We start from the raw sequence: 20,453 nt of genomic DNA on the forward strand, positions 1-20,453 counted from the left end.
GATGAGTTGGCGAACAAATAGCCTCGTGCTGGTTTTGCGTAATATTGGCCGCACACTAGGCCTGAATAAAAGGATTGCTTCATACTTGCTCGGACAGGGGTATGAGACGAGGTACGACAACAGCTTTTCTAGTGCCTTGCGGCAAGGTGATTGTGTCTGGGATGTCGGTGCCAACGTAGGGTATTACACTAGATTATTCTCAGAGCGAGTGGGTAAACAAGGCAGGGTGTTTGCCTTCGAGCCTAGCCCTGTGAATTTCGTCCGCCTCGCCTCAGCCTGCGCCTCACTAGGCAATGCCACTTTGCTGCAATGTGGCTTGGGAAAAGAAGACGGCAAGCTTCGTTTCCAGCAAGGTGCCGACGACCTTGGAGCCACGAGCCGGATTGTTGAAGACGACTCGGAAGGTGTGGTAGTCGTCGATATCCGCTCAGGCGTGAGCTTGCTTGACGGAGGCGAAGCATCAGTCCCAAACGCCATCAAGATCGATGTGGAGGGCTTTGAACATGAGGTGCTTGAAGGACTGGGAGAACACATTAAAAAGCCGGATGTCCGTTTGATCGGCATCGAAGTTCACTTCCGTATCTTGAAAGAGCGTGGCGTCCCGCATGTGCCGCAACAGATTGAAACTCTGTTGAATCACCATGGATTTTCAGTGAGTTGGCCTGATCCCAGCCACATCATCGCATTACGCAACACCTGATGCAGTACTCGACCATCGAGAATACGGATGTGCGTGTGTCGCGGATTTCATTCGGCACCGCATCCTTGCATCATCTGTTCAGCGCAAGACAGCGCCAACAGGTGCTTGAGGCGACGGCATCGGCGGGCATCAGTCATTTCGATACCTCGCCCTATTATGGCTGCGGTCTGGCCGAGGCCGATCTTGGGGAGTTTATGGAGGGGCGTCGCGATGTTTTTACCGTTGCGACCAAAGTCGGACTTTACCCGTTTGGCGGCGCGGCACACGGGACATTCGACGTGTGGGTGCGCAAGGCGGCGGGGAAAATCTATCCCCGATTGTCCGCGCCTGAAGTGGATTGGCGCGTCCAACGTGCCGCCGACAGCCTCAACGCCAGTCTGAAGCGGCTCAAAACCGATTATGTGGATTTCCTGTTTCTGCATGAACCGGATATCAGCTTGGTGGATGCAGACGAATTCTTGCACTGGATTGAGGCCGAGCAGTCAAAAGGAAAAATCCGCCATTGGGGTTTGGCCGGGTTGCCGGTATTGCTGGAACCATGGCTTCAGAACGACCATCCACTGGCCCTGGTGCTACAAACCAGAGATTGTGTTGACGGGCATCAGGCTGATTTTATCTTGAATAAGGGCCGCAGCTTGCAATTCACCTATGGTTATCTGTCTTCACAGCTCAGACAAGGCAAAGCTGTTCAGGTTGACGTGCTGATACACAAGGCGCTCATCAGAAATACTCAGGGTTCCATCTTGGTCTCGACCTGCAAAGCTGCGCGGATCAACGAGATTACGAGGCTGGCAGAATGAGTGGCACGGTGTTTGTCGATCTTGCAGCCACAAATGACGGCGTCGTGACAGAACAAGGCGACGTTTGCGTGATCGGCGCCGGCGCTGCCGGAATATATCTGGCGGTTCAACTTGCGGGCAAAGGGCTGAATGTCATCCTGGTTGAAGCGGGTAATATCCATTGCTGCGATGCCTCGGCGGTCGGTTTTGATGCGCAATTCGAGACTGCGTTTTATCCGGGCGCGACAGTCGGGCGCTTTTTTGGTGTGGGAGGCTCGACCTCGCGATGGGGCGGGCAGCTAGTACCGCACTCTCGGCATGATTTGCGGGAGCATTCCAACGGCTTTGACACTTGGTCACATATTGTGCAGACAGCCGCTGCCGAGGCGGAAATTGTCTTAGCGAGGCTTGGATGGCATGACGGAGCCGATTTTTCTGCCTTTGCACATCGACAGTTGGGCGATGTCGGCAAAGTCCTGGACTCTGCCGGATTTGATGTGATGGCAAGCCTTTTCTTACCGTTTCAAAAAAAAAATATCGCTTATTTGCTTAAGCAGAAATCATCTGCGCAGGGACGGCTCAAAGTGATTTATAACGCAGTCGCAAAAGCCTGGGTAGTCGGACAGTGCAGTGCGACCGATACTCGATTAAAGCAGTTGCTGGCCGTTTCTAACAATGGCAACCAACTGGAAGTCTCTGCCAACCGATTTGTTATTGCTGCCGGGGCCATTGAATCAGCCAGGATATTGCTTGAACTGGATGATTCGGCTCCACTGCCCGTGATACGCCGAGGATCGGCGATAGGGTGCCTTTTGTCTGATCATCTTTCTTTATCGATTGCCGATGTCGCACCGGATAGCCTGAGTCGTGCGATTGATTTATTTGCGCCACGTTTTGTAGGCGACTGGATGCGTGGCTTCCGATTTATCGAGTCCTCTTTGTCATCTGATGCGCCAAGAGTTTTCTCGCATTTTATCTTTGAGAATCAAAATTCCGGGTTTGCCCTCGCCAAGGAGCTATTGTTTGCCATGCAAGGCCGCCGCTGGCCCAAAGTCTCCGTGTCGGCAGTGGCATCCGGCATGACTGGTTTGCTGAGTCTTGGCTACAAAAGATACTGTCAATCCGTTTTGCACATCCCTGCCGATACTCCATCACACTTACAGATGGATATCGAACAACAGCCTGTGCACACTAACCAAATATCGCTTGCATCCAAGAGAGACCGTTATGGCCGTCGGATAGCAAAAATCAATTGGGGCATCAATGACAAGGATATGGAAAATATTTATCAGAATGCGCAACGCATATTGAATAAATGGCCCGGCAAGGCGGCAGGCTTGCCTGAGTTGCTACCGACGGTCACTGGCTGTAATGCAGCCAAGCCACATGATGCTTATCACCCGGTGGCGACCTGCCGTATGGGCGATGACGCGGAAGCTGTGGTAGATGGAAACATGAAGGTTTTTGGGGTAGAAAATCTTTGGGTGGTCAGTACAGGTGTTTTGCCAGGCGCAGGCACGGCTAACCCGACTTTCACGATGCTCTGCCTGGCAGAACGTTTGGTTCATCATATGGATGCCAATCGTGTCGCGTAAATTAGCGTCTAATCGTTTGGGACACGGGCAATGCGATTAATACTTCATGCAGATGATTTTGGCATGTCGGAAGACATGTATCGTGCGACGGTTGACTGTTTCGATAAAGGTGTGCTGACAAGCGCGACCCTGATGCCGCTGATGCCTTTTTCCGATATGGCAATCCAGTATGCGAAAGAGCATCCGAACTACAGTTTTGGCGCACACTTGACATTTGCCAAGAACACGGTTGAACGACCGGTCTCCGATCCATCAAAAATTCCGCATTTGGTCGATGCAGAGGGGAATTTCATGAATTCAAATTTGATTCGTGTCAAGGCACTCTGCCACCAGATCCCTTCCGGCGAGATTGAATGCGAAGTAAAGGCCCAGCTAGGGTATTTCCGCGACCATGGGCTTGCCCTTTCGCATGTGGACAGTCATGGCCATATGCACAAGCTTGGCCCTTTTCCCGATGCCATTGCCAAAGTGCTCCCGCATTTCGGCATCTCCCGAGTCCGTGCGGTACAAAATATTTATGTCCGCAAGCCGCTGGGTAGCCCCACTTTTTGGTTGTGTCATTATTGGGGACGGTCAATCCGCAAGAAATTCATGACAACGAAGTTCTTTTTCATGCCCAGGACTGGAGAAGGTCTTGGCTTGATCAATAATGAATCAACATGGTTTGACGGACTGGTTAGAAAATGCCAAAGCGAGACTATCGAAGCCGGGTTTCATCCGGGTTTCATCGGATGGAATGACATCGAACGTAGAGCCTTAATCGCCTTCGCTGAACAGGCGAATAAACATTCAATTGAACTAATTAATTGGAACGAAATAAGGTAAGTCATGGTAAAGCATTGGCAAAGAAAGTTCTTCTACTCTTTATTTGGACCCGTTATGTGGATTAACGGGAAAATATATAAATATACTAGAGCCCCAAAGAAGGGGCTTAAAGTCCACTTAGGGTCTGGGTATAGATGTTACCTAGACGGCTGGCTCAATGTTGACGCGAACATAACCGCCAAGATAGACCTTTTCGCTAATCTTGCGTATTCATTGCCATTTCATAAAAATAGTGTGAGCGCCCTCTACACATTTAATGTGTTACAGCACCTTCCTTATTCTCGCGTGGAGCCAATTTTCAAAGAAATTTATTCTTGTTTAGAACCTGGAGGATATGCGCGAATTTCAGTAGTGAACTGGGGGAATGCAGCCATAGCCTACACCGAAAATCGAGTGGATTGGTTTGGCGTGTGGCCATTGGCTTATGAAAGTCTAGGCGGCAAGTTTGTCAACTTTCTTCTCTGTGCCGGAGAGGTCAAGCATGGTTTTGATTTCGGTCTTCTTTCTGAGTTGCTTGTCAGGGCTGGTTTTACAGATATCACCGAATCTAAACCTTGTGAGACACCCTTGCCTGATGTTTTTGGTAAAGCAGTCGAAATGGAGCATGAAGGCTGTCCCGATCTTCCTCATCAGATTGTCGTAGAAGTCAGAAAACCCTAATTGACCGGTTTTTCTGAATATGTTGTCTCGGGAGCCAACATCATGCCAGACACCTCTAACTTGCCGCCGGTCGAATATGTTGACTTGTCTTGGATACAGTAGGGTAAATTGATCTTATTGACTTGATAGGGTGAGCAATGACCTTTTTAACGAAGTTATTTGGGGATTTTATAGGATTGTCTCGGATGCTCGGTCTACATCCGGCATTGAAGTGGGCGGCAATGATTCCTGTCAACTTTCTGAGTATTTTTAGACAAAAAAACCTCCAGGCCGCAGATCAGGCGATGGGGGAAGGTCCATTTCATGTCCACTTTCGGCCAGGTGTTGATTTCTGTGTTTGTGGAAACGGTGCCTTTAGCGCTATCCGTGGGGAAATGTATGTGCGCGATGTCTACCTAGGTAACGGTCTGTTAACAATTGAGGATGGCGATACGGTCGTGGATTTGGGGGCCAACATAGGAAACTTGACGAATCTCGCCCTTGCGCATGGCTCATCCGTCAGGGTTAATTCTGTAGAGCCTGGACTCATCTTGAATGACTCCTACAAGAAATCAATTTCTTTGAACGATGGGTTCATCGAGCGTACCCAACTTGTGAGGGCATCTGTTGGCAAAATGGGTGCGATACAGAGCAGCATGCTCGACGTTAAGCAATACAAGGGCGCCGAATGGATCAGCGAGGATGAGCTAGTGTCCTCCACGCAACTTTCGAAGATCGATTTCCTGAAGTGTGATATTGAAGGCGGAGAGTTTGATTTATTGCATTCCAGCAGCAAGATGCTTCAAATGACCCGAAAGATAGCAATCGAAATTCACCAGTCAGCCGGTGATGTTGACGGGTTTATAGAGATGCTGGTTGCGCAAGGTTTCGAACTGAAATCTATACAGCGTGAGCCTGATGGAAGTGCAACAGTTCTCGGTACTCGCTCTTGAACACCAAGGCGACCTTAGCATCAATAGATCATTCATGCAGACAAATCACTACGGAATTGGCGGATTGGCGGCCGGGCATCGCGCCTGTGGCAGTGGTGATGATCTCGCTGAACGAAGCGCACAACATGGGGGCAGTGCTGCAGAACCTAGTCGGCTGGGCTCAGGAGGTGTTTCTAGTGGACAGCTACAGCCAGGACGACACCATCGATATTGCATTGTGTTACGGCGTTCATGTGGTGCAGCGGCGCTTTCGCGGCTTCGGCGACCAGTGGAGCTTTGCGCTGGAACATCTACCGATTACCGCGCCTTGGACTATGAAGCTGGATCCGGATGAGAGATTGTCTGATCCATTGAAAACGGAAATTATCGAGGTTATATCGAACACTGATGCCGAAGGATTTTTCGTAAAGATTAGGCTGTTTTTTATGGAGCAATCCCTCCCCGTGAGGCTCCGGCTGTTACGTTTATGGCGTACTGGTAGAGCTTCAATGTCAGATGTACTAGTCAATGAACATATAAAAGTAAAAGGAAGTGTAGCAGAACTCAAGCATGATATAGAGCATCACGACAGCCCTGATCTCGAGCATTGGTTGGATAAACAAAACCGCTACACCACTGCCGAAGCCATTATTGCTTACAACGATTTACCATTGGCAGATACACCACGCCTACTGGGTACAGTTTTTCAGCGCCGCATGTGGGTGAAGCAGAATTTCAATCGACTACCCTTGCGTTATGTTTTGCTGTTCCTTTATCACTGGTTATGGCAGGGGGCGTGGCGCGCAGGCTGGGTCGGCTATGCTTGGGCACGGCTGCGCTCGGATGTAAAGCGCCTCAGAGAATACAAGCGCCGCGAAATTGAGATCACCGGGCGCTTGCCGGTGAAGCGTTTTTACGGGCCGGGCAAGCCAGATAGTCGAGTTCAAAATTTCGACTGACTACAAACTAGAGAGTTATCGAGAGAGGAAAAAACTTGAGCAAAAAACACCGCTCCATAGATTTTGTACCAAAAACTTTCGACGACCCAGAAAAGCTTCCCGGCAGCCTGAGTGAGGCCGAAGATTGGCAGAAGGCCAATCGTACGTACTGGGAGTCTAACCCCATGCGTTACGACTGGAACCAGGAGATTGGTTCAACCGAGGGTTCCAAAGCTTTTTTCGATGAAATTGACCGGCGTTTTTTCGAGACTATCAAGCGAGTAATGCCATGGAAGGAAATCCCGTTTGATAATGTCATTCCATTTGATGAACTGAAAAACAAGAGAGTTTTGGAAATTGGTGTGGGCAGTGGCAGTCATGCAGCTTTAATTGCACCGCGTGCGCTTTCGTACACGGGCATAGATTTGACTGACTATGCAGTCAGGATGACTTCCGAGCGTATGAAGGTGATTCAGATAAACGCAGATATAAGGCAGATGGACGCCGAAGTACTACAATTTCCAGATGCTTCGTTCGATTTTGTTTGGAGTTGGGGGGTTATTCATCATTCGTCTAACACGCTAAAGATACTGGAAGAGATAAATCGCGTACTCATGCCTGGTGGGAGAGCCGTGATTATGATCTACCACCGTGGGTGGTGGAATTACTATACCGTTGGCGGATTGGCCTACGGCATCATTTGTGGAGGCTTTCTTCGGCACGGATCACTTGCCCGTGTTGTGCAGGCGGCGACGGATGGAGCTTTGGCTCGATATTATTCAAAGAGAAGTTGGGTGGCCCAGGTCAATAACTTATTTTCCGTGAAGTCTATGTCTGTAATAGGAAATAAGGCCGATCTTTTTCCTATTCCGGCCGGTCGAATCAAGGATATCTTGATGCGTCTTGCCCCGGATGCAATAGCAAGATTTTTCTTGACTGATCTCCACATGGGTAGCCTCCTGATTTCTAGACTCTCAAAGGATACTTGACATCTGTGTTCCAATTCCAATATTGCGCTTTAATTAATTGATATATAAGAAATAAGTTATTTTTATTTATCACTCACTTTACACCATCCCGCTATATACAACTGTTGAAGGTGAATGGGGTTGACTCTGTAAGAGATCATGCAGGGGGCAGAAGCTTGCGTGATTTGGAACGGTTGGCACGGTCGGACGCCAGGGTGTTGGGGGCGGAATGGTTGGATAATGCCGGATTACCCGGTTATCGGGCGTTTTGTGCGGCAGCATGAGGATATGTTGACGGAGGGAATTTGGTGCGGCTGACACGGCATGTATTAAAAGGCACAGGCTCAGGGAGGACGACGGTGACAAGCGAAGGAACCGCGATCGAAGCGACTTAATCTTTGGCGTCCACTCTTGACGACCGACCTCAGTTTAGCGCTGGCCACGAATCACGGGAAAATGGGACAAATTCGACGATAAATGAGACACGACCTAATGACTAAGATTGCGTTGATTACCGGCGTCACAGGCCAGGATGGTGCCTATTTGACCCAGCTTTTACTTGAGAAGGGCTACCGCGTTTTTGGCGCTTTTCGCCGGACCAGTTCAGCCAATTTCTGGCGTCTGGAAGCGCTGGGATTACTGGATCATCCTGAACTCAAATTGTGCGAATTTGATTTGACCGACCCCGGCGGCGGCCTGCGGCTGATCGAGCATACTCAGCCTGCCGAGGTCTATAACTTGGCGGCGCAGAGCTTTGTGAAGGTGTCTTTCGATCAGCCCGTGACGACGGCGCAGATTACAGGCTTGGGGGCTTTGCACCTGCTGGAGGCGATCCGGACGGTGAACCCCGGTATTCGCTACTACCAGGCATCGACCTCGGAAATGTTCGGCGAGGTGCAGGAGATTCCGCAGACGGAGATGACGAAGTTTCATCCACGAAGCCCTTACGGAACGGCCAAGCTGTTTGCGCACTGGACGACGATCAATTATCGGGAGTCCTACGGTATCTTCGGGTGTAGTGGGATTCTGTTCAACCATGAGTCGCCGCTTCGGGGGCTCGAATTCGTGACCCGCAAAATCACGGACGGCGTCGCGCGTATTGCGCTCGGCAGTTCCCAGTGTCTGGCGCTCGGCAATCTGGATGCGCGGCGCGACTGGGGTTATGCGCCCGAGTATGTCGAGGGGATGTATCGCATGATGCAGCATGCCGTGCCGGAGACATTTGTTCTCGCGACGGGACTGACGGCCTCGATACGCGATTTCGTCGAACTTGCCTTTCAGGCTGTCGATATTGCGCTGGAGTGGCATGGTAAGGGGGAAGAGGAGTATGCGGTGGACAGCGCGAGCGGGGTGGTGCGGGTTCGGGTTCACCCGGACCATTATCGGCCCTGCGAAGTGGAGTTTCTGCAGGGGGACGCGAGCAAGGCGGCCAGCGAATTGGGTTGGAAGCCAGAAGTTACGTTGGAGCACCTGTGCCGATTAATGGTGGAAGACGATTTGAGACGGGTGCAGTGTGGCACATCCTTCTGAAACCGTCCTGGTTACCGGAGCGACTGGTTTCACTGGCCGCTACCTGGTTGATCATCTACGCGGTGCCGGCTATGTGGTGGTAGGAACTACATGTCAGCCCGAGGATGCAGATCCGAACTTGGGGATTCTCCATGCCGATCTTAATGATGAAGCCTCCCTTCGTGCGCTGGTCGAGGCGGTGCGACCTGGCGCGGTCATCCATCTCGCAGCCATCAGCTTCGTGCCTTATGCAGATGCTCTGAACATTTACCGCGTCAACGTGCTCGGTACGGAAAATCTGCTGAGAACCTTGGACGCGTCGCGGCTGGAGCTGCGTAAACTGATTATTGCGAGTAGTTCGAATGTCTATGGAAGCCCCGATGTCTCGCCCATCAGCGAGACGGTATGTCCGCGGCCCGTGAGTCATTATGCATGCAGCAAGCTCGCCATGGAGCACATGGCGGCGCTTTACGCTGATCGCTTCTCGACGATAATCACTCGTCCCTTCAACTATACGGGGCCGGGCCAGTCGGTGAGCTTTTTCGTGCCTAAGCTGGTGGCGGCATTCCGGCGGCATGAGAGGGTGCTGGAGTTGGGCGATCTGGATGTGGTGCGGGATATTTCCGATGTGCGGGCTGTGACTGTATGTTATCGCGCCCTCCTGGAGTCGGACGCCTCCGGTGTGACAGTGAATCTCTGTACGGGCCAAGGCGTGCATCTGACCGAAGTCTTCGAGGCACTGGTGGAAATTGCGGGTTACAGGCCGGAGGTGCGTGTGAAGGAGGGCTTCCTGCGATCCAACGACATTCGGCGACTGGTGGGGTGTCCCGGTCGTCTTCATGCTTTGATCGGAGAACCTCCCGCGTATGCCTTGCGGGATATTCTCCTGAACATGTATCGAACTGGCGATAGTCGGGAATTTTTACGCTGAGATCGCTGTGACACGGGAGCAGGCCAAACGGAGGAGTGCATCAAAATACCTCATAACCGGTAGCGTAACCATTCTACGTTGGGTCATCGAGCTTCTGTCGAGTTCGGTCAACTGTGCCGAAAGCCGCCTGATTTTATGTCCGGAAATGTTTTGCCAGATCAGATGGAGGCTAGGAACTGAAGCGCGGTTGTATAGGTGGTTCCCCCGCGGTCGGGTCGGAATCGGAAAAGCGATAGGGATGCTTCAGATTGTAAGAGCGGCTCATGATCCCAGGGCAGGCGCAAGCAGCAGTTCTGAAGCTGGCGAAAGGCTTTTCCATTCTGGCGCTCACTGGGCCGTGTTAGTCGGGGAAGACGACGCTTGCCCGCATGCTCTTTCGCAACGTGAGTAAGTTACGCTTGAAGATCTCGAGCAGTCGGTCTGCGTTCCGGGATCAGCCAGCCGCTGGCAGGCCGTGTCGGTTTGGTGCAATTGCTGCCGCCTTGCCGCCGCGGCTCATCCACGACGGTGCCGAGGGGTACCAACGGGAGGGTGCAACGGTCTTGGCATGGAGGGATCTTGCGAAGCGGGAGATCTAGATTTTAGCGGCGGGGCCGCTCCCACTGTAGGAGCGGCTCCGCCGCGAAGACACCAGACCATCACATGAAACAACCTCCTCACTCCCGCGACTTGCGCCGTGGCCGTTTCTCGGAAACGGGACGGCCTTATTTGGTGACGACCGTCACTTATGAGAGAACGCCGCGATTCGTGGCTTTCGACGTGTACCGGTGCGCGGCGCAGGAACTGCGCAATGCGGATGTGCGGGATGATGCTCGTACGTTGGCCTGGGTGTTGATGCCGGACCACCTGCATTGGTTGTTTGAGTTGCAGGCTGTCTCTCTGTCCACGGTGGTGGGGAGGCTCAAGTAGGCCTCGGCCCGGAATGTGAATGGTTTGCTTGGGTGCAAGGGGCAGCGCTTCTGGCAGCCGGGGTTCCATGACCGGGCGGTAAGGAAAGAGGAAGATATTCGAGCCATTGCCCGGTACGTTGTCGCAAATCCGTTGCGGGCGGGGCTTGTGTCGCATTTGGGGGATTATCCTCATTGGGATGCTGTGTGGCTTTAGCTGATTGGTATTCGCGGCGGAGCCGCTCCCACAGGTCCTTGTAGGCCCTGTCGCGACAGCAGGGTGTGGGAAGGTAGTGGGAGCGGCTACGCCGCGACAAATCAGGAAATTAAGATGAAACAAGTAGCCGAGGTTCCTGTGCCGGGCGTGAAGCTCGGCCAGCTCCTGGTCTGGACATCCAGATACTTTGGTATCTGCCGTACGGAGCGTGTGCTGGTCGATTTCCGTAAGGCGGGTTGGATCGTTGACACGCAAGGGATTGATATGGATGAACTCATTAAGTAAGTTGCAGTCATTGCTTAATTGCGGAGATATTCCATGGCAACCATGACGATTCGCAACATCGATGATCGGCTCAAGGCAAGACTGCGGGTGCTGTCGGCCATGCACGGCCGTTCCATGGAGGATGAGGCTCGCGACATTCTGAGCACGGCTCTGTCTGCCGAGCCTACGAGGGGGCGACACCTGGTGGATTCCATTCGGGCCAGGATTGAACCGCTGGGTGGGGTCGAACTGGAGCTTCCGGCTCGTGAGGTGATCCGCGCGCCCGTAGACCTTGGCGCATGATCGTACTGGATACCAATGTGCTGTCGGAATGCCTGCGGCCGGTGGCCAGTCCAAGGATTCTCGGTTGGCTGGCCCGGCAGCAGCGTTCTTGCTTTTTACGAGGGCCGTGGTCGAGGGCGAGATCCTCTACCGAGGCCAGCTTTCGCCCGACGGCGCGCGACGCGACTCCCAGTTGCACGCCGTGCGCGCCATTTTCGATGAGGATTTTTCCAACCGGGTGCTCGGCTTTGATCGCGGTGCGGCTGATGCCTACGCGGAAAATGCCGCTATGAGGAAGCGGGTTGGAAAACCCATTAGCCAGTTCGACGCGATGATCGCCGCTCTTGCCAGTTCCCGAGGGGCATGCTTGGCGACGCGCAATACCAAGGATTTTGTGGACTGCGGGATTGATCTTATCAATCCTTGGATGACCTGACGGGCCGGAGTTTCCCGGCCATTGGCGTTGCTCCGATGCCAATGACTGTGCCGTAACCGTAGCCGTGTCGCGGCGGAGCCGCTCCCTCAGGTGCTTGTAGCCGCGACAGCAGGGTGTGGGAACGCAGTGGGAGCGGCTCCGCCGCGATGGTCAGGAGGCATGATGAGACTGACGGACGACCAGGTTCGAACCGCCAAGAGCACGATAGACCGCGTGCTTGGCGTCCCTCACAAAGTATGGCTTTTTGGGTCGCGCGCAGACGATAAGCTGAGAGGAGGGGATATCGACTTGATGATCGAAACGGATGCGGTATTTCCCAATCGAGCCCGGGTGCTCTGCCAGCTTCATGGTGCGCTTACGATGGCTTTGGGGGAGCGCAAGTTGGATATTGTCCTGAAAGATGGGCGTACCGATGAAAGTCCAATTTTCCAGATTGCACGGCGTACGGGGTTTCCGCTATGACCTTGGCTTATTTGCCGGAGCATGCGGAAAATGCCTTATTGGCCCTTGAATTGGCCGAAAGGGAGGCGGTACACCTCGCTTATACTCATCGGACGCTGTTTGCTCAGGGGATCGGTCTGGATTGGGTGCTGTCGCTTGCGCAGCGTGAAGACCTGTCGGAAAAGGTGGATGCATTCGTCAGCCGATTTGGCCGTCTGCAAGATCACATAGGCGAAAAGCTTATTCCGCGTTTCGCCGCACTGCTCGGCGAATCACCCAAGTCGATGCTGGATGTGCTGGCTTTCGCTGAAAAAATAGGTTGGCTCGATAGTGCCGAAGCGTTTATTGGCGCGAGAAAGCTCCGGAATCTGTTGGTGCATGAATACATGGCAGATCCGGAACTATTTCTGGAAACCCTTCGTGTGGCCGATGAAGCAACGGGTATGTTTTTAGGCGTCGTCGATAGAATTGGGCATCATGCCGATTCGATCGGCTTGCGCTCCGGAGCTTGAGTGATGGCCTGGTGTCTTCGTCTTCCTTGATCCATGGCGGAGGTGTCGATCCGTGCGTATGACACAGCACCAAATCGATACTGTCAGGAGGCTTGTCCACAGCCACTTCGGTGAGGATGCCGATGTATGGCTCTTCGGGTCACGAGTGGATGATAGCAAAAAGGGTGGTGATTATGACTTTCTCATTGAAACTTCATTGAAACAGCCCGATGCTATTATCGAACAGAAAATTGCGTTGATTGCTGAGCTTCAATCAGCGGTGCCCTTCGAAGATGAAGAAATCGATTTGATCGTGAAACGGCGAAATTCCAGTTTTGACATTCCTATTTATTCGATAGCGAAGAAAGACGGGATTAAATTGTGATCCCAGAACAATTAATTCCCATCTATCTTTACAAATGTCGCCAGCATCCTACGGTAGGAGCGGCTTCGCCGCGATAGCGGTTAAATGTGACAACTGACGGTAACTACTTGTGAAACAAATCCTTCAATCCCTGAAAACCGGCGTTACCGAAGTGGCGGAGGTGCCATGTCCGGCGCTGAAGTCCGGAGAGATATTGATCCGTAGCGCCCGGAGTTTGGTGTCGTCGGGCACCGAGCGCATGCTGGTCGATTTCGGTAAGGCCAGCTTGCTCGACAAGGCCCGCCAGCAGCCGGACAAGGTGCGGCAGGTGCTGGACAAGGTAAAAACCGACGGGCTGGCGCCGACACTGGAAGCCGTGCGGAATAAGCTGGATCAGCCGCTGGCGATGGGGTACTGCAATGTCGGCTCGGTCCTGGAACACGGGGCGGGCGTGACGGGGTTTGTCGCCGGAGACCGGGTCGCGTCGAACGGCAAGCATGCCGAGGTGGTTACCGTGCCCATGAACCTGTGCGCCAAGGTGCCGGAAAGCGTTTCTGATGAAGAGGCGGCTTTTACGGTGATCGGGGCGATTGCGTTGCAGGGCATCCGGCTGGCACAGCCGACCCTGGGCGAGGCGGTGGTGGTGACCGGGCTCGGTTTGATCGGATTGATCACCGTGCAGTTGCTGCGCGCCCACGGCTGCCGGGTGCTCGGCATCGATTTCGACCGGGCCAAGCTGGATCTGGCTCGGCAGTTCGGCGCCGAGGTGGTTGATTTGTCCGTCGGACAGGATCCGGTCGCCGCCGCGCAGGTGTTTTCGCGGAGACGCGGCGTGGATGCGGTCATCCTCTCGGCGGCGACCAAAAGCAGCGAACCGGTGCATGAGGCGGCGCAGATGTGCCGCAAGCGGGGGCGGATTGTGCTGGTGGGCGTGACGGGGCTGGAACTGTCGCGGGCGGATTTCTTCGAGAAGGAGTTGAGTTTCCAGGTGTCCTGCTCCTACGGTCCGGGCCGTTACGATCCGAATTACGAGGAGAAGGGGCAGGACTATCCGGTTGGCTTCGTGCGCTGGACCGAGCAGCGCAATTTCGAAGCGGTGCTGGACATGCTGGCGGATGGGCGGCTGGATGTGAAGCCGCTGATTTCGCATCGGTTTCGGATCTCCGAAGCGGAGGCGGCCTATGCCTTGGTCGGTGGTTCCGAGCCGTCGTTGGGAATCGTGTTGGAGTATCCCGCAGGGCAGGACAAGCCAGAGGTGGAATTGCGCCGGGCTGTGGTGCCGCTTGCCCTTCACCCCCATTCTCAGGAGGAGAGGGGAGCAAAGGCTTCGGTAGCCTTTATCGGGTCGGGTAATTACGGGACAGCAGTGCTGATCCCGGCGTTCAAGGCGGCGGGTGCACGGTTGCATACGGTGGCTTCGAGCGGCGGTGTCAGCAGCGTGCATGCGGGGCGCAAGTTCGGTTTCGCCAAGGCGACGACCGATTTGGCGACGGTATTCGACGATGCGGAGGTTGATGCGGTGGTGATCGCTACCCGCCATGATACCCATGCGGGTCTGGTCCGCCGGGCGCTGGAAGCGGGCAAGCATGTGTTCGTGGAAAAGCCATTGTGCCTGAGGTTGAACGAACTGGCCGAACTCGAGGCAGCTACGGCATCCCACCCTGGCCAGAAAGTGATGGTGGGGTTCAACCGCCGGTTTGCGCCTCAGGTGGTGAAAATGAAGGCGTTGCTGGATTCGGTTTCCGCGCCCAAGAGTTTCGTCATGACCGTCAATGCCGGCGCGATTCCCGCCGAGCACTGGACTCAGGATCGTGTGGTGGGCGGTGGCCGTATCATCGGGGAGGCTTGCCATTTCATCGATCTGCTGCGCTTTCTGGCCGGTGCACCGATCGTCGGGTATTCGGCGACGGCGATGGAATGTCCCTCGCGGGATTCCGTGAGTCTTACCCTGCGCTTTGCCGACGGTTCGGCCGGCACCGTGCATTATCTGGCCAACGGCCATAAGTCCTTTCCCAAAGAGCGGTTGGAAGCGTTCTGCGGCGGCCGCATTCTTCAACTCGACAACTTCCGTAAGCTGACCGGTTTCGGTTGGCCGGGATTCTCGAAGCTGAATTTGTGGCGGCAGGACAAGGGCCAGAAGGCTTGCGCGGCCGCGTTCGTGCAGGCGGTGCGAGAGGGGCTGGCATCGCCCATTCCCCTGGAAGAGCTGCTCGAAGTCAGCCGCGTTACCATTGAGATTGCCGAATCCGTTCAATATGTCAGGCTTGCCGGCTATTCCTGCGACGATTTCATTGTTTGAAGACCTGGGGAGTCCGCTCAAGGAGACGGTCCGACTACTCGGGCTGTCATTGCCGGGGGCGGCTGCGTCGTGATACCGCAGGAGTTTTTGTCACCTTCCAAAGTGGCTGCGGATTAAGCTGGGATGGGGTATCCAAGTTGTTGCTTTCAGGTTTTCGCGGTCTACAGACTTCTTCCACGAACCCTGGGACGGTGAGATGAATTTTTGTGGCAAGGCTGCCCGCTACTTTCATACCCTCCGCTTTTTGCGGCGGGAGCAGATTCTGGGGCGGATCGGGTTCCGGCTATACCGGCCCAAATTGGACCAGGGCGCAATACCGCGGCGGCGGCCTCTTTCGGGGCCTTGGGTTGCGCCTTGTCTGCGGCAACCGAGCCTGATCGGGCCGGCGCGTTGCCGGTTCTTGAACGAGACGGGCGACCTTGCGGGGCCAGCAGGCTGGAATGATCCTTCCCGCGAAAAGCTCTGGCTGTACAACCTGCATTATTTCAACGACCTCAATGCGGAACGGGCTTCGGAGCGATGCGATTGGCACCGTGCTTTGATCGCTCGCTGGGTAGAGGAGAATCTGCCTCCACGGGGAACCGGCTGGGAGCCGTATCCCACCTCATTGCGCATCGTGAACTGGATCAAATGGGGGTTGGCCGGTAACGCCCTCACCGATGCTGCCTTGGCCAGTCTGGCTCTCCAGGCGCGATGGCTGATGAAGCGGCTGGAATGGCATCTGCTGGGGAACCATTTGTTCGCCAACGCCAAGGCGCTGGTGTTCGCGGGCTGTTTTTTCGAAGGTCCGGAGGCCGAATCCTGGCTGGTGCAGGGGTTGAAGATCCTGGAGCGGGAGCTGCCGGAACAGATTCTGGCCGATGGCGGGCAGTTCGAGCGCAGCCCCATGTACCATGCCTTGGCGCTGGAGGACGTGCTGGATCTGATCAATGTGTTCCGCGCCTTTCCTCCCGTTTTGCCGGAGCCGCAGCTGGTCGCCGGCCTCCCCGAGATCGCCGGCCGGATGCGATTCTGGCTGGCGGCGATGTGCCATCCCGACGGCGAAATAGCGTTTTTCAACGATTCGGCGATCGGCATCGCACCCTCGCCGGACCGGCTTACGGCCTATGCTCATCGGCTGGGGCTGCCGCAAGCGCCGCCGCCGAGCGAGGGGGTGACGCATCTCGCGGATTCCGGCTACATCCGGGTGCAGCGCGGTCCGATGGTGGCTTTGCTGGACGTGGCCCCGGTGGGGCCGGATTATCTGCCCGGTCACGCCCATGCCGATACCCTTTCGTTCGAATTATCGCTGTACGGCCGGCGTGTACTGGTGAATTCCGGCACCTCGGTTTACGGCACCGGCCCTGAGCGCCGGAGGCAGCGGGGGACCGAGGCCCATAACACCGTTGCCGTGGGTGGTTGCGACTCGTCCGAGATCTGGGGGGGCTTCCGTGTGGCGCGGCGGGCTTACCCCTTTGGGCTGGCAATCGACGACATGGGCGATCTGCTGTGTATCCGATGTTCGCACGACGGTTATCGTCGCTTGCAGGGACGTCCCATCCATCGGCGTGAATGGTGTTTCGATCATGCCGGATTGACTATCCTTGATGGGGTGACGAGAGAAGAAGGCCGTGCCCCGGTTTCCCGCGGCTGCGGGGCGGAAGGCGACAGAGCCTATTTTCACTTTCACCCCGCATTGGAGGTGGACACCGGGAGTTCAAGTGCGGCGATCCCGGAAGGTCGGAACTTGATCTGGCGGGTTGGGGCGGCGCCCGGTCGGATGGTGCCGTGTACTTATCACCCGGAATTCGGCTTGTCTCAGCCGAGCCGTTGCCTGGAAATCGGGTTGGAACAGGGGCGTTCTGCGGTGCGCTTCGACTGGGATTGAAATGTGCATATTCTTTTTCTGACTGACAATTTTCCGCCGGAGGTGAACGCTCCGGCCAGCCGGACTTTCGAACATTGCCGGGAATGGGTTCGCGCCGGTCACAAAGTCACGGTCATCACGGGTTTCCCGAATTTTCCCAAGGGGGAAGTGTTTCCCGGCTATCGCAACCGGCTGTGGCAGAAGGAAACCTTGGACGGCATCGATGTGCTGAGGGTCTGGACCTACATTACCGCGAATGAAGGGTTCTTCCGGCGCATTCTGGATTATCAGAGCTACATGCTGGCTGCCATCGCGGCGGCTCCGTTCGTGCGGAATGTCGACGTCGTCGTGGCCACGTCGCCGCAGCTGTTCACGCCCTGCGCCGCGTATGTGGTCAGCCGCGCCAAGCGGATTCCCTATGTGTTCGAATTGCGCGATCTTTGGCCCGAATCCATCCGGGCGGTGGGAGCACTGAGTCGGGCGCCGAGGATTTTCGCCCTGCTGGAAAGGCTCGAACTTTTTCTTTATCGCAAGGCTGAGCGGATCGTTTCGGTAACGGAATCTTTCCGGCGAAATCTGATAACCCGAGGCATCGCGGCGGAAAAGATTTCAGTTGTGACCAACGGCGTCGACGCTGCCCGCTTCCACCCTTTGCCGCGCGATGAGGCGCTGGCGGCGCGGTTTGGCTTGTCGGGCAAGTTCGTGGCGGGCTATATCGGCACCCACGGAATGGCGCATTCGCTCGAAACACTGCTCGATGCTGCGGTTTTGCTCAAGTCTCATCCGGAAGGCGCCGATATCCGCCTGTTGTTCCTGGGCGACGGAGCAAGAAAACAGGCGGTGAAGGACAGGGCGCGGGATATGGGGCTGGACAACGTCCTGTTTCTGGATTCGGTACCCAAGAATGAAGTGCCGCGCTACTGGTCGTTGTTGGACGTATCGGTGATACACCTCAAGAAAACCGAACTGTTTACCACCGTGATTCCTTCCAAGCTGTTCGAGTGCATGGGGATGGGCATACCCGTCTTGCACGGGGTCGCAGGGGAGTCCGCGGAGATCGTGGAGCGGGAAGGCGTGGGTTTGATCTTTGAGCCGGAGAATGCCGAAGCCCTGACCGCCGGCCTGTTGCGCTTGAAGAGCGACGCCGGATTGTATCGGGAGATTCACAGCCGGGGACCGGTGGCGGCGCGGCATTATGACCGCTCGGAACTCGCCATGCGCATGCTTTCTGTACTTGAAGCCGCCTGCCAGACTTGAAGTCAACGGATCGAGGAGTATTTGTGAAAGTCATCAATGTCGTTGGGGCTCGACCCAATTTCATGAAAATGGCGCCGATCATCGAGGCCATGGACGCCCGGCGGGATCATTTTCGCCACGTGCTGGTCCACACCGGCCAGCATTACGACGAGCGGATGAGCCGGGCTTTTTTTGACGACCTCGGCATGCCCAAGCCGGATATCGATCTGGAGATCGGTTCAGGCAGCCATGCCGAGCAGACCGGCAAGATCATGATCGAATTCGAACGGGTCTGCAGGCAGGAAGCTCCCGATCTCGTCGTCGTCGTCGGTGACGTGAATTCGACTCTGGCCTGTACCGTGACCGCCAAGAAGCTCGGCATTCGCGTCGCCCACGTCGAGGCCGGGCTGCGCTCCCGCGACATGAGCATGCCGGAGGAAATCAACCGGTTATGCACTGATGTGCTTTGCGACTACCTGTTCACTACCGATGCGCTGGCGAGCGAGAATTTGCGCAACGAAGGGATTGCGGAGGGGAGGATCCACTTCGTCGGCAACGTGATGATCGACACGCTCATGAAGCACAGGGCGTTGGCGGAGCGCCGCGAGTTGATTGGCAGTTGGGGGCTGCGGCCCGGTGAGTACGCGACGCTGACGCTGCACCGTCCTTCGAACGTCGACGATCCCCAGGTTTTTCGCGGCATCCTGGACGCCCTTGCCGAAATCGCACGGGACTTGCCGATCGTCTTCCCGATTCATCCCCGCACCCGCAAGATGGCGCAGGAGTTCGGGTTCGCCGGCTATTTCTCGGACGGCTCTCCTGTCCGCAACATCTGGTTGACGGAGCCGCTGGGCTACCTCGATTTTCTGCACTTAAACATGAATGCCAGGTTGGTACTGACCGATAGTGGCGGCTTGCAGGAGGAAACCACGGTGCTAGGGGTGCCTTGCATTACCTTGCGGCACAACACCGAGCGGCCCATAACATGTATGCAAGGAACCAACCAATTGGCCGGCAATCAACCTTCAGAGATTCTGGATGCAGCCAAGCGCGTGTTGCGTGGTGACTGGCAGGGCGGGAGGATTCCTGAAAAATGGGATGGGCGTGCTGCGGAGCGGATCGTTGAGGCTCTGGCGGCTTTGCCGTAGCAACGCTACGATCACTCGGCGCCGGGTCGCGGCAAAGCCGCTCCTACGGCGGCAGGCGGGGGGGGCTTGTAGAGCGGCTCCGCCGCGATAGATCAGTGTAGGGTGGGAAGGGTCTGTGGGAGCGGCTCCGCCGCGACAGATCAGCGGGAGGCTCGTGCCGAAAAAATGCGCCTCCAGCCATTGAATCTTCGCCTTGCTCTTCTATACTGCCTCGGGTAGCCGTTTTTCCACGCTCATGTACCACTTTTTGGGGGGACCCTGTCATGAAGGTTGCATTTACTCGACTCACGATGATTTTTGCCCTGTTAATCCCACTGCTGATGCCGTCTACGGGAACCGCTGCGCCATATAAGGCCTCGCTGTCGGATGCGGACAAGCAGTTGATCCAGGACGCCCGGCAGTCCGTCAAGGACCGGGCGGCAAGCCGCATCGAGGCGCTTCGGGCCGACTTGGAGGCCGGCAAGATTTCGAAACGGGAATACAAGTCCCAGGTTCGGGAAATTCAGTCCAACCAGAACCAATTGCTGAACTCCCTGAGCAGCAAGGCCAACCAGAAGGAGCTGGCGGGTCTGTTGGGCGAACTCAAGGCGCATCCCGAATCCGCGGATGACATCTTGTCCGCACAGGGCAGTAACAATCACGGGAACGGCTGGAATTACAAATGGCTCGTAAGCTGGATTAGCTGGCTGCGCGAGTACGTCAGCGAAGGCCGGATTCTCTGATTTC

22 protein-coding genes are annotated in these 20,453 nt (G+C 55.4%); all 22 read left to right on the top strand.

Annotation, left to right across the window (positions count from 1 at the left end; genetic code table 11):
* The first annotated feature begins 1 nt into the window (after nucleotide 1).
* Nucleotides 2–700 carry an FkbM family methyltransferase gene (locus OOT43_RS18835; RefSeq protein ID WP_266022217.1) on the top strand — a complete coding sequence of 233 codons (699 nt, stop codon included), beginning with the start codon at nucleotides 2–4 and terminating at the stop codon, nucleotides 698–700.
* Complete coding sequence (locus tag OOT43_RS18840; RefSeq protein ID WP_266022218.1) at nucleotides 700–1,500, top strand: aldo/keto reductase; 801 nt, start codon at nucleotides 700–702, stop codon at nucleotides 1,498–1,500. Before OOT43_RS18835 ends, OOT43_RS18840 begins: the two co-directional genes overlap by 1 nt.
* Nucleotides 1,497–3,074: a GMC oxidoreductase gene (locus OOT43_RS18845; protein WP_266022219.1), complete on the top strand. Its 1,578-nt coding sequence runs from the start codon at nucleotides 1,497–1,499 to the stop codon at nucleotides 3,072–3,074. The genes OOT43_RS18840 and OOT43_RS18845 overlap by 4 nt, the downstream gene beginning before the upstream one ends.
* Before the next feature lie 30 nt (nucleotides 3,075–3,104).
* Nucleotides 3,105–3,899, top strand: a complete 795-nt coding sequence (locus OOT43_RS18850) for a carbohydrate deacetylase (RefSeq protein WP_266022220.1) — start codon at nucleotides 3,105–3,107, stop codon at nucleotides 3,897–3,899.
* Between the two features lie 54 nt (nucleotides 3,900–3,953).
* Nucleotides 3,954–4,559 carry a class I SAM-dependent methyltransferase gene (locus OOT43_RS18855; protein ID WP_266024958.1) on the top strand — a complete coding sequence of 202 codons (606 nt, stop codon included), beginning with the start codon at nucleotides 3,954–3,956 and terminating at the stop codon, nucleotides 4,557–4,559.
* A gap of 185 nt (nucleotides 4,560–4,744) precedes the next feature.
* A complete protein-coding gene (locus OOT43_RS18860; protein ID WP_266022221.1) occupies nucleotides 4,745–5,491 on the top strand; it encodes an FkbM family methyltransferase in 747 nt (248 codons plus the stop codon).
* Nucleotides 5,488–6,429, top strand: coding sequence for a glycosyltransferase family 2 protein (locus OOT43_RS18865; protein WP_266022222.1), 942 nt, complete (start codon nucleotides 5,488–5,490; stop codon nucleotides 6,427–6,429). Before OOT43_RS18860 ends, OOT43_RS18865 begins: the two co-directional genes overlap by 4 nt.
* A gap of 35 nt (nucleotides 6,430–6,464) precedes the next feature.
* The gene (locus tag OOT43_RS18870; protein ID WP_266022223.1) at nucleotides 6,465–7,397 is read left to right on the top strand and encodes a class I SAM-dependent methyltransferase; all 933 of its coding nucleotides are present in this window, start codon (nucleotides 6,465–6,467) and stop codon (nucleotides 7,395–7,397) included.
* Nucleotides 7,398–7,868: 471 nt separating this feature from the next.
* Nucleotides 7,869–8,906, top strand: a complete 1,038-nt coding sequence (gene gmd / locus OOT43_RS18875) for a GDP-mannose 4,6-dehydratase (protein ID WP_266022224.1) — start codon at nucleotides 7,869–7,871, stop codon at nucleotides 8,904–8,906.
* Nucleotides 8,890–9,816 (top strand): NAD-dependent epimerase/dehydratase family protein, encoded by a 927-nt coding sequence (locus OOT43_RS18880; protein WP_266022225.1) that lies wholly within the window; start codon nucleotides 8,890–8,892, stop codon nucleotides 9,814–9,816. Before gmd ends, OOT43_RS18880 begins: the two co-directional genes overlap by 17 nt.
* A gap of 642 nt (nucleotides 9,817–10,458) precedes the next feature.
* Nucleotides 10,459–10,725 (top strand): transposase, encoded by a 267-nt coding sequence (locus tag OOT43_RS18885; RefSeq protein WP_266022226.1) that lies wholly within the window; start codon nucleotides 10,459–10,461, stop codon nucleotides 10,723–10,725.
* Between the two features lie 309 nt (nucleotides 10,726–11,034).
* Entirely contained in the window at nucleotides 11,035–11,205 is a 171-nt protein-coding gene (locus OOT43_RS18890) for a hypothetical protein (RefSeq protein ID WP_266022227.1), read from the top strand.
* A gap of 33 nt (nucleotides 11,206–11,238) precedes the next feature.
* Nucleotides 11,239–11,487 carry a FitA-like ribbon-helix-helix domain-containing protein gene (locus OOT43_RS18895; protein ID WP_266022228.1) on the top strand — a complete coding sequence of 83 codons (249 nt, stop codon included), beginning with the start codon at nucleotides 11,239–11,241 and terminating at the stop codon, nucleotides 11,485–11,487.
* Between the two features lie 106 nt (nucleotides 11,488–11,593).
* Nucleotides 11,594–11,902: a PIN domain-containing protein gene (locus OOT43_RS18900; protein WP_266022229.1), complete on the top strand. Its 309-nt coding sequence runs from the start codon at nucleotides 11,594–11,596 to the stop codon at nucleotides 11,900–11,902.
* Nucleotides 11,903–12,061: 159 nt separating this feature from the next.
* Nucleotides 12,062–12,364, top strand: coding sequence for a nucleotidyltransferase domain-containing protein (locus OOT43_RS18905; protein ID WP_266022230.1), 303 nt, complete (start codon nucleotides 12,062–12,064; stop codon nucleotides 12,362–12,364).
* Nucleotides 12,361–12,855, top strand: coding sequence for a hypothetical protein (locus OOT43_RS18910; RefSeq protein ID WP_266022231.1), 495 nt, complete (start codon nucleotides 12,361–12,363; stop codon nucleotides 12,853–12,855). The genes OOT43_RS18905 and OOT43_RS18910 overlap by 4 nt, the downstream gene beginning before the upstream one ends.
* A gap of 58 nt (nucleotides 12,856–12,913) precedes the next feature.
* Complete coding sequence (locus OOT43_RS18915) at nucleotides 12,914–13,219, top strand: nucleotidyltransferase domain-containing protein (protein ID WP_266022232.1); 306 nt, start codon at nucleotides 12,914–12,916, stop codon at nucleotides 13,217–13,219.
* A 109-nt stretch (nucleotides 13,220–13,328) separates the two neighbouring features.
* The gene (locus OOT43_RS18920) at nucleotides 13,329–15,497 is read left to right on the top strand and encodes a bi-domain-containing oxidoreductase (protein ID WP_266022233.1); all 2,169 of its coding nucleotides are present in this window, start codon (nucleotides 13,329–13,331) and stop codon (nucleotides 15,495–15,497) included.
* A 400-nt stretch (nucleotides 15,498–15,897) separates the two neighbouring features.
* Nucleotides 15,898–17,364: a heparinase II/III family protein gene (locus OOT43_RS18925; RefSeq protein ID WP_266022234.1), complete on the top strand. Its 1,467-nt coding sequence runs from the start codon at nucleotides 15,898–15,900 to the stop codon at nucleotides 17,362–17,364.
* 3 nt (nucleotides 17,365–17,367) lie between these two features.
* A complete protein-coding gene (locus OOT43_RS18930) occupies nucleotides 17,368–18,600 on the top strand; it encodes a glycosyltransferase family 4 protein (protein WP_266022235.1) in 1,233 nt (410 codons plus the stop codon).
* A 23-nt stretch (nucleotides 18,601–18,623) separates the two neighbouring features.
* Nucleotides 18,624–19,727, top strand: coding sequence for a non-hydrolyzing UDP-N-acetylglucosamine 2-epimerase (gene wecB / locus OOT43_RS18935; protein WP_266022236.1), 1,104 nt, complete (start codon nucleotides 18,624–18,626; stop codon nucleotides 19,725–19,727).
* A 320-nt stretch (nucleotides 19,728–20,047) separates the two neighbouring features.
* Nucleotides 20,048–20,449: a hypothetical protein gene (locus tag OOT43_RS18940; protein ID WP_266022237.1), complete on the top strand. Its 402-nt coding sequence runs from the start codon at nucleotides 20,048–20,050 to the stop codon at nucleotides 20,447–20,449.
* Nucleotides 20,450–20,453: the final 4 nt, after the last annotated feature.

This window comes from Methylococcus mesophilus (assembly GCF_026247885.1).
GTDB lineage: Bacteria > Pseudomonadota > Gammaproteobacteria > Methylococcales > Methylococcaceae > Methylococcus > Methylococcus mesophilus.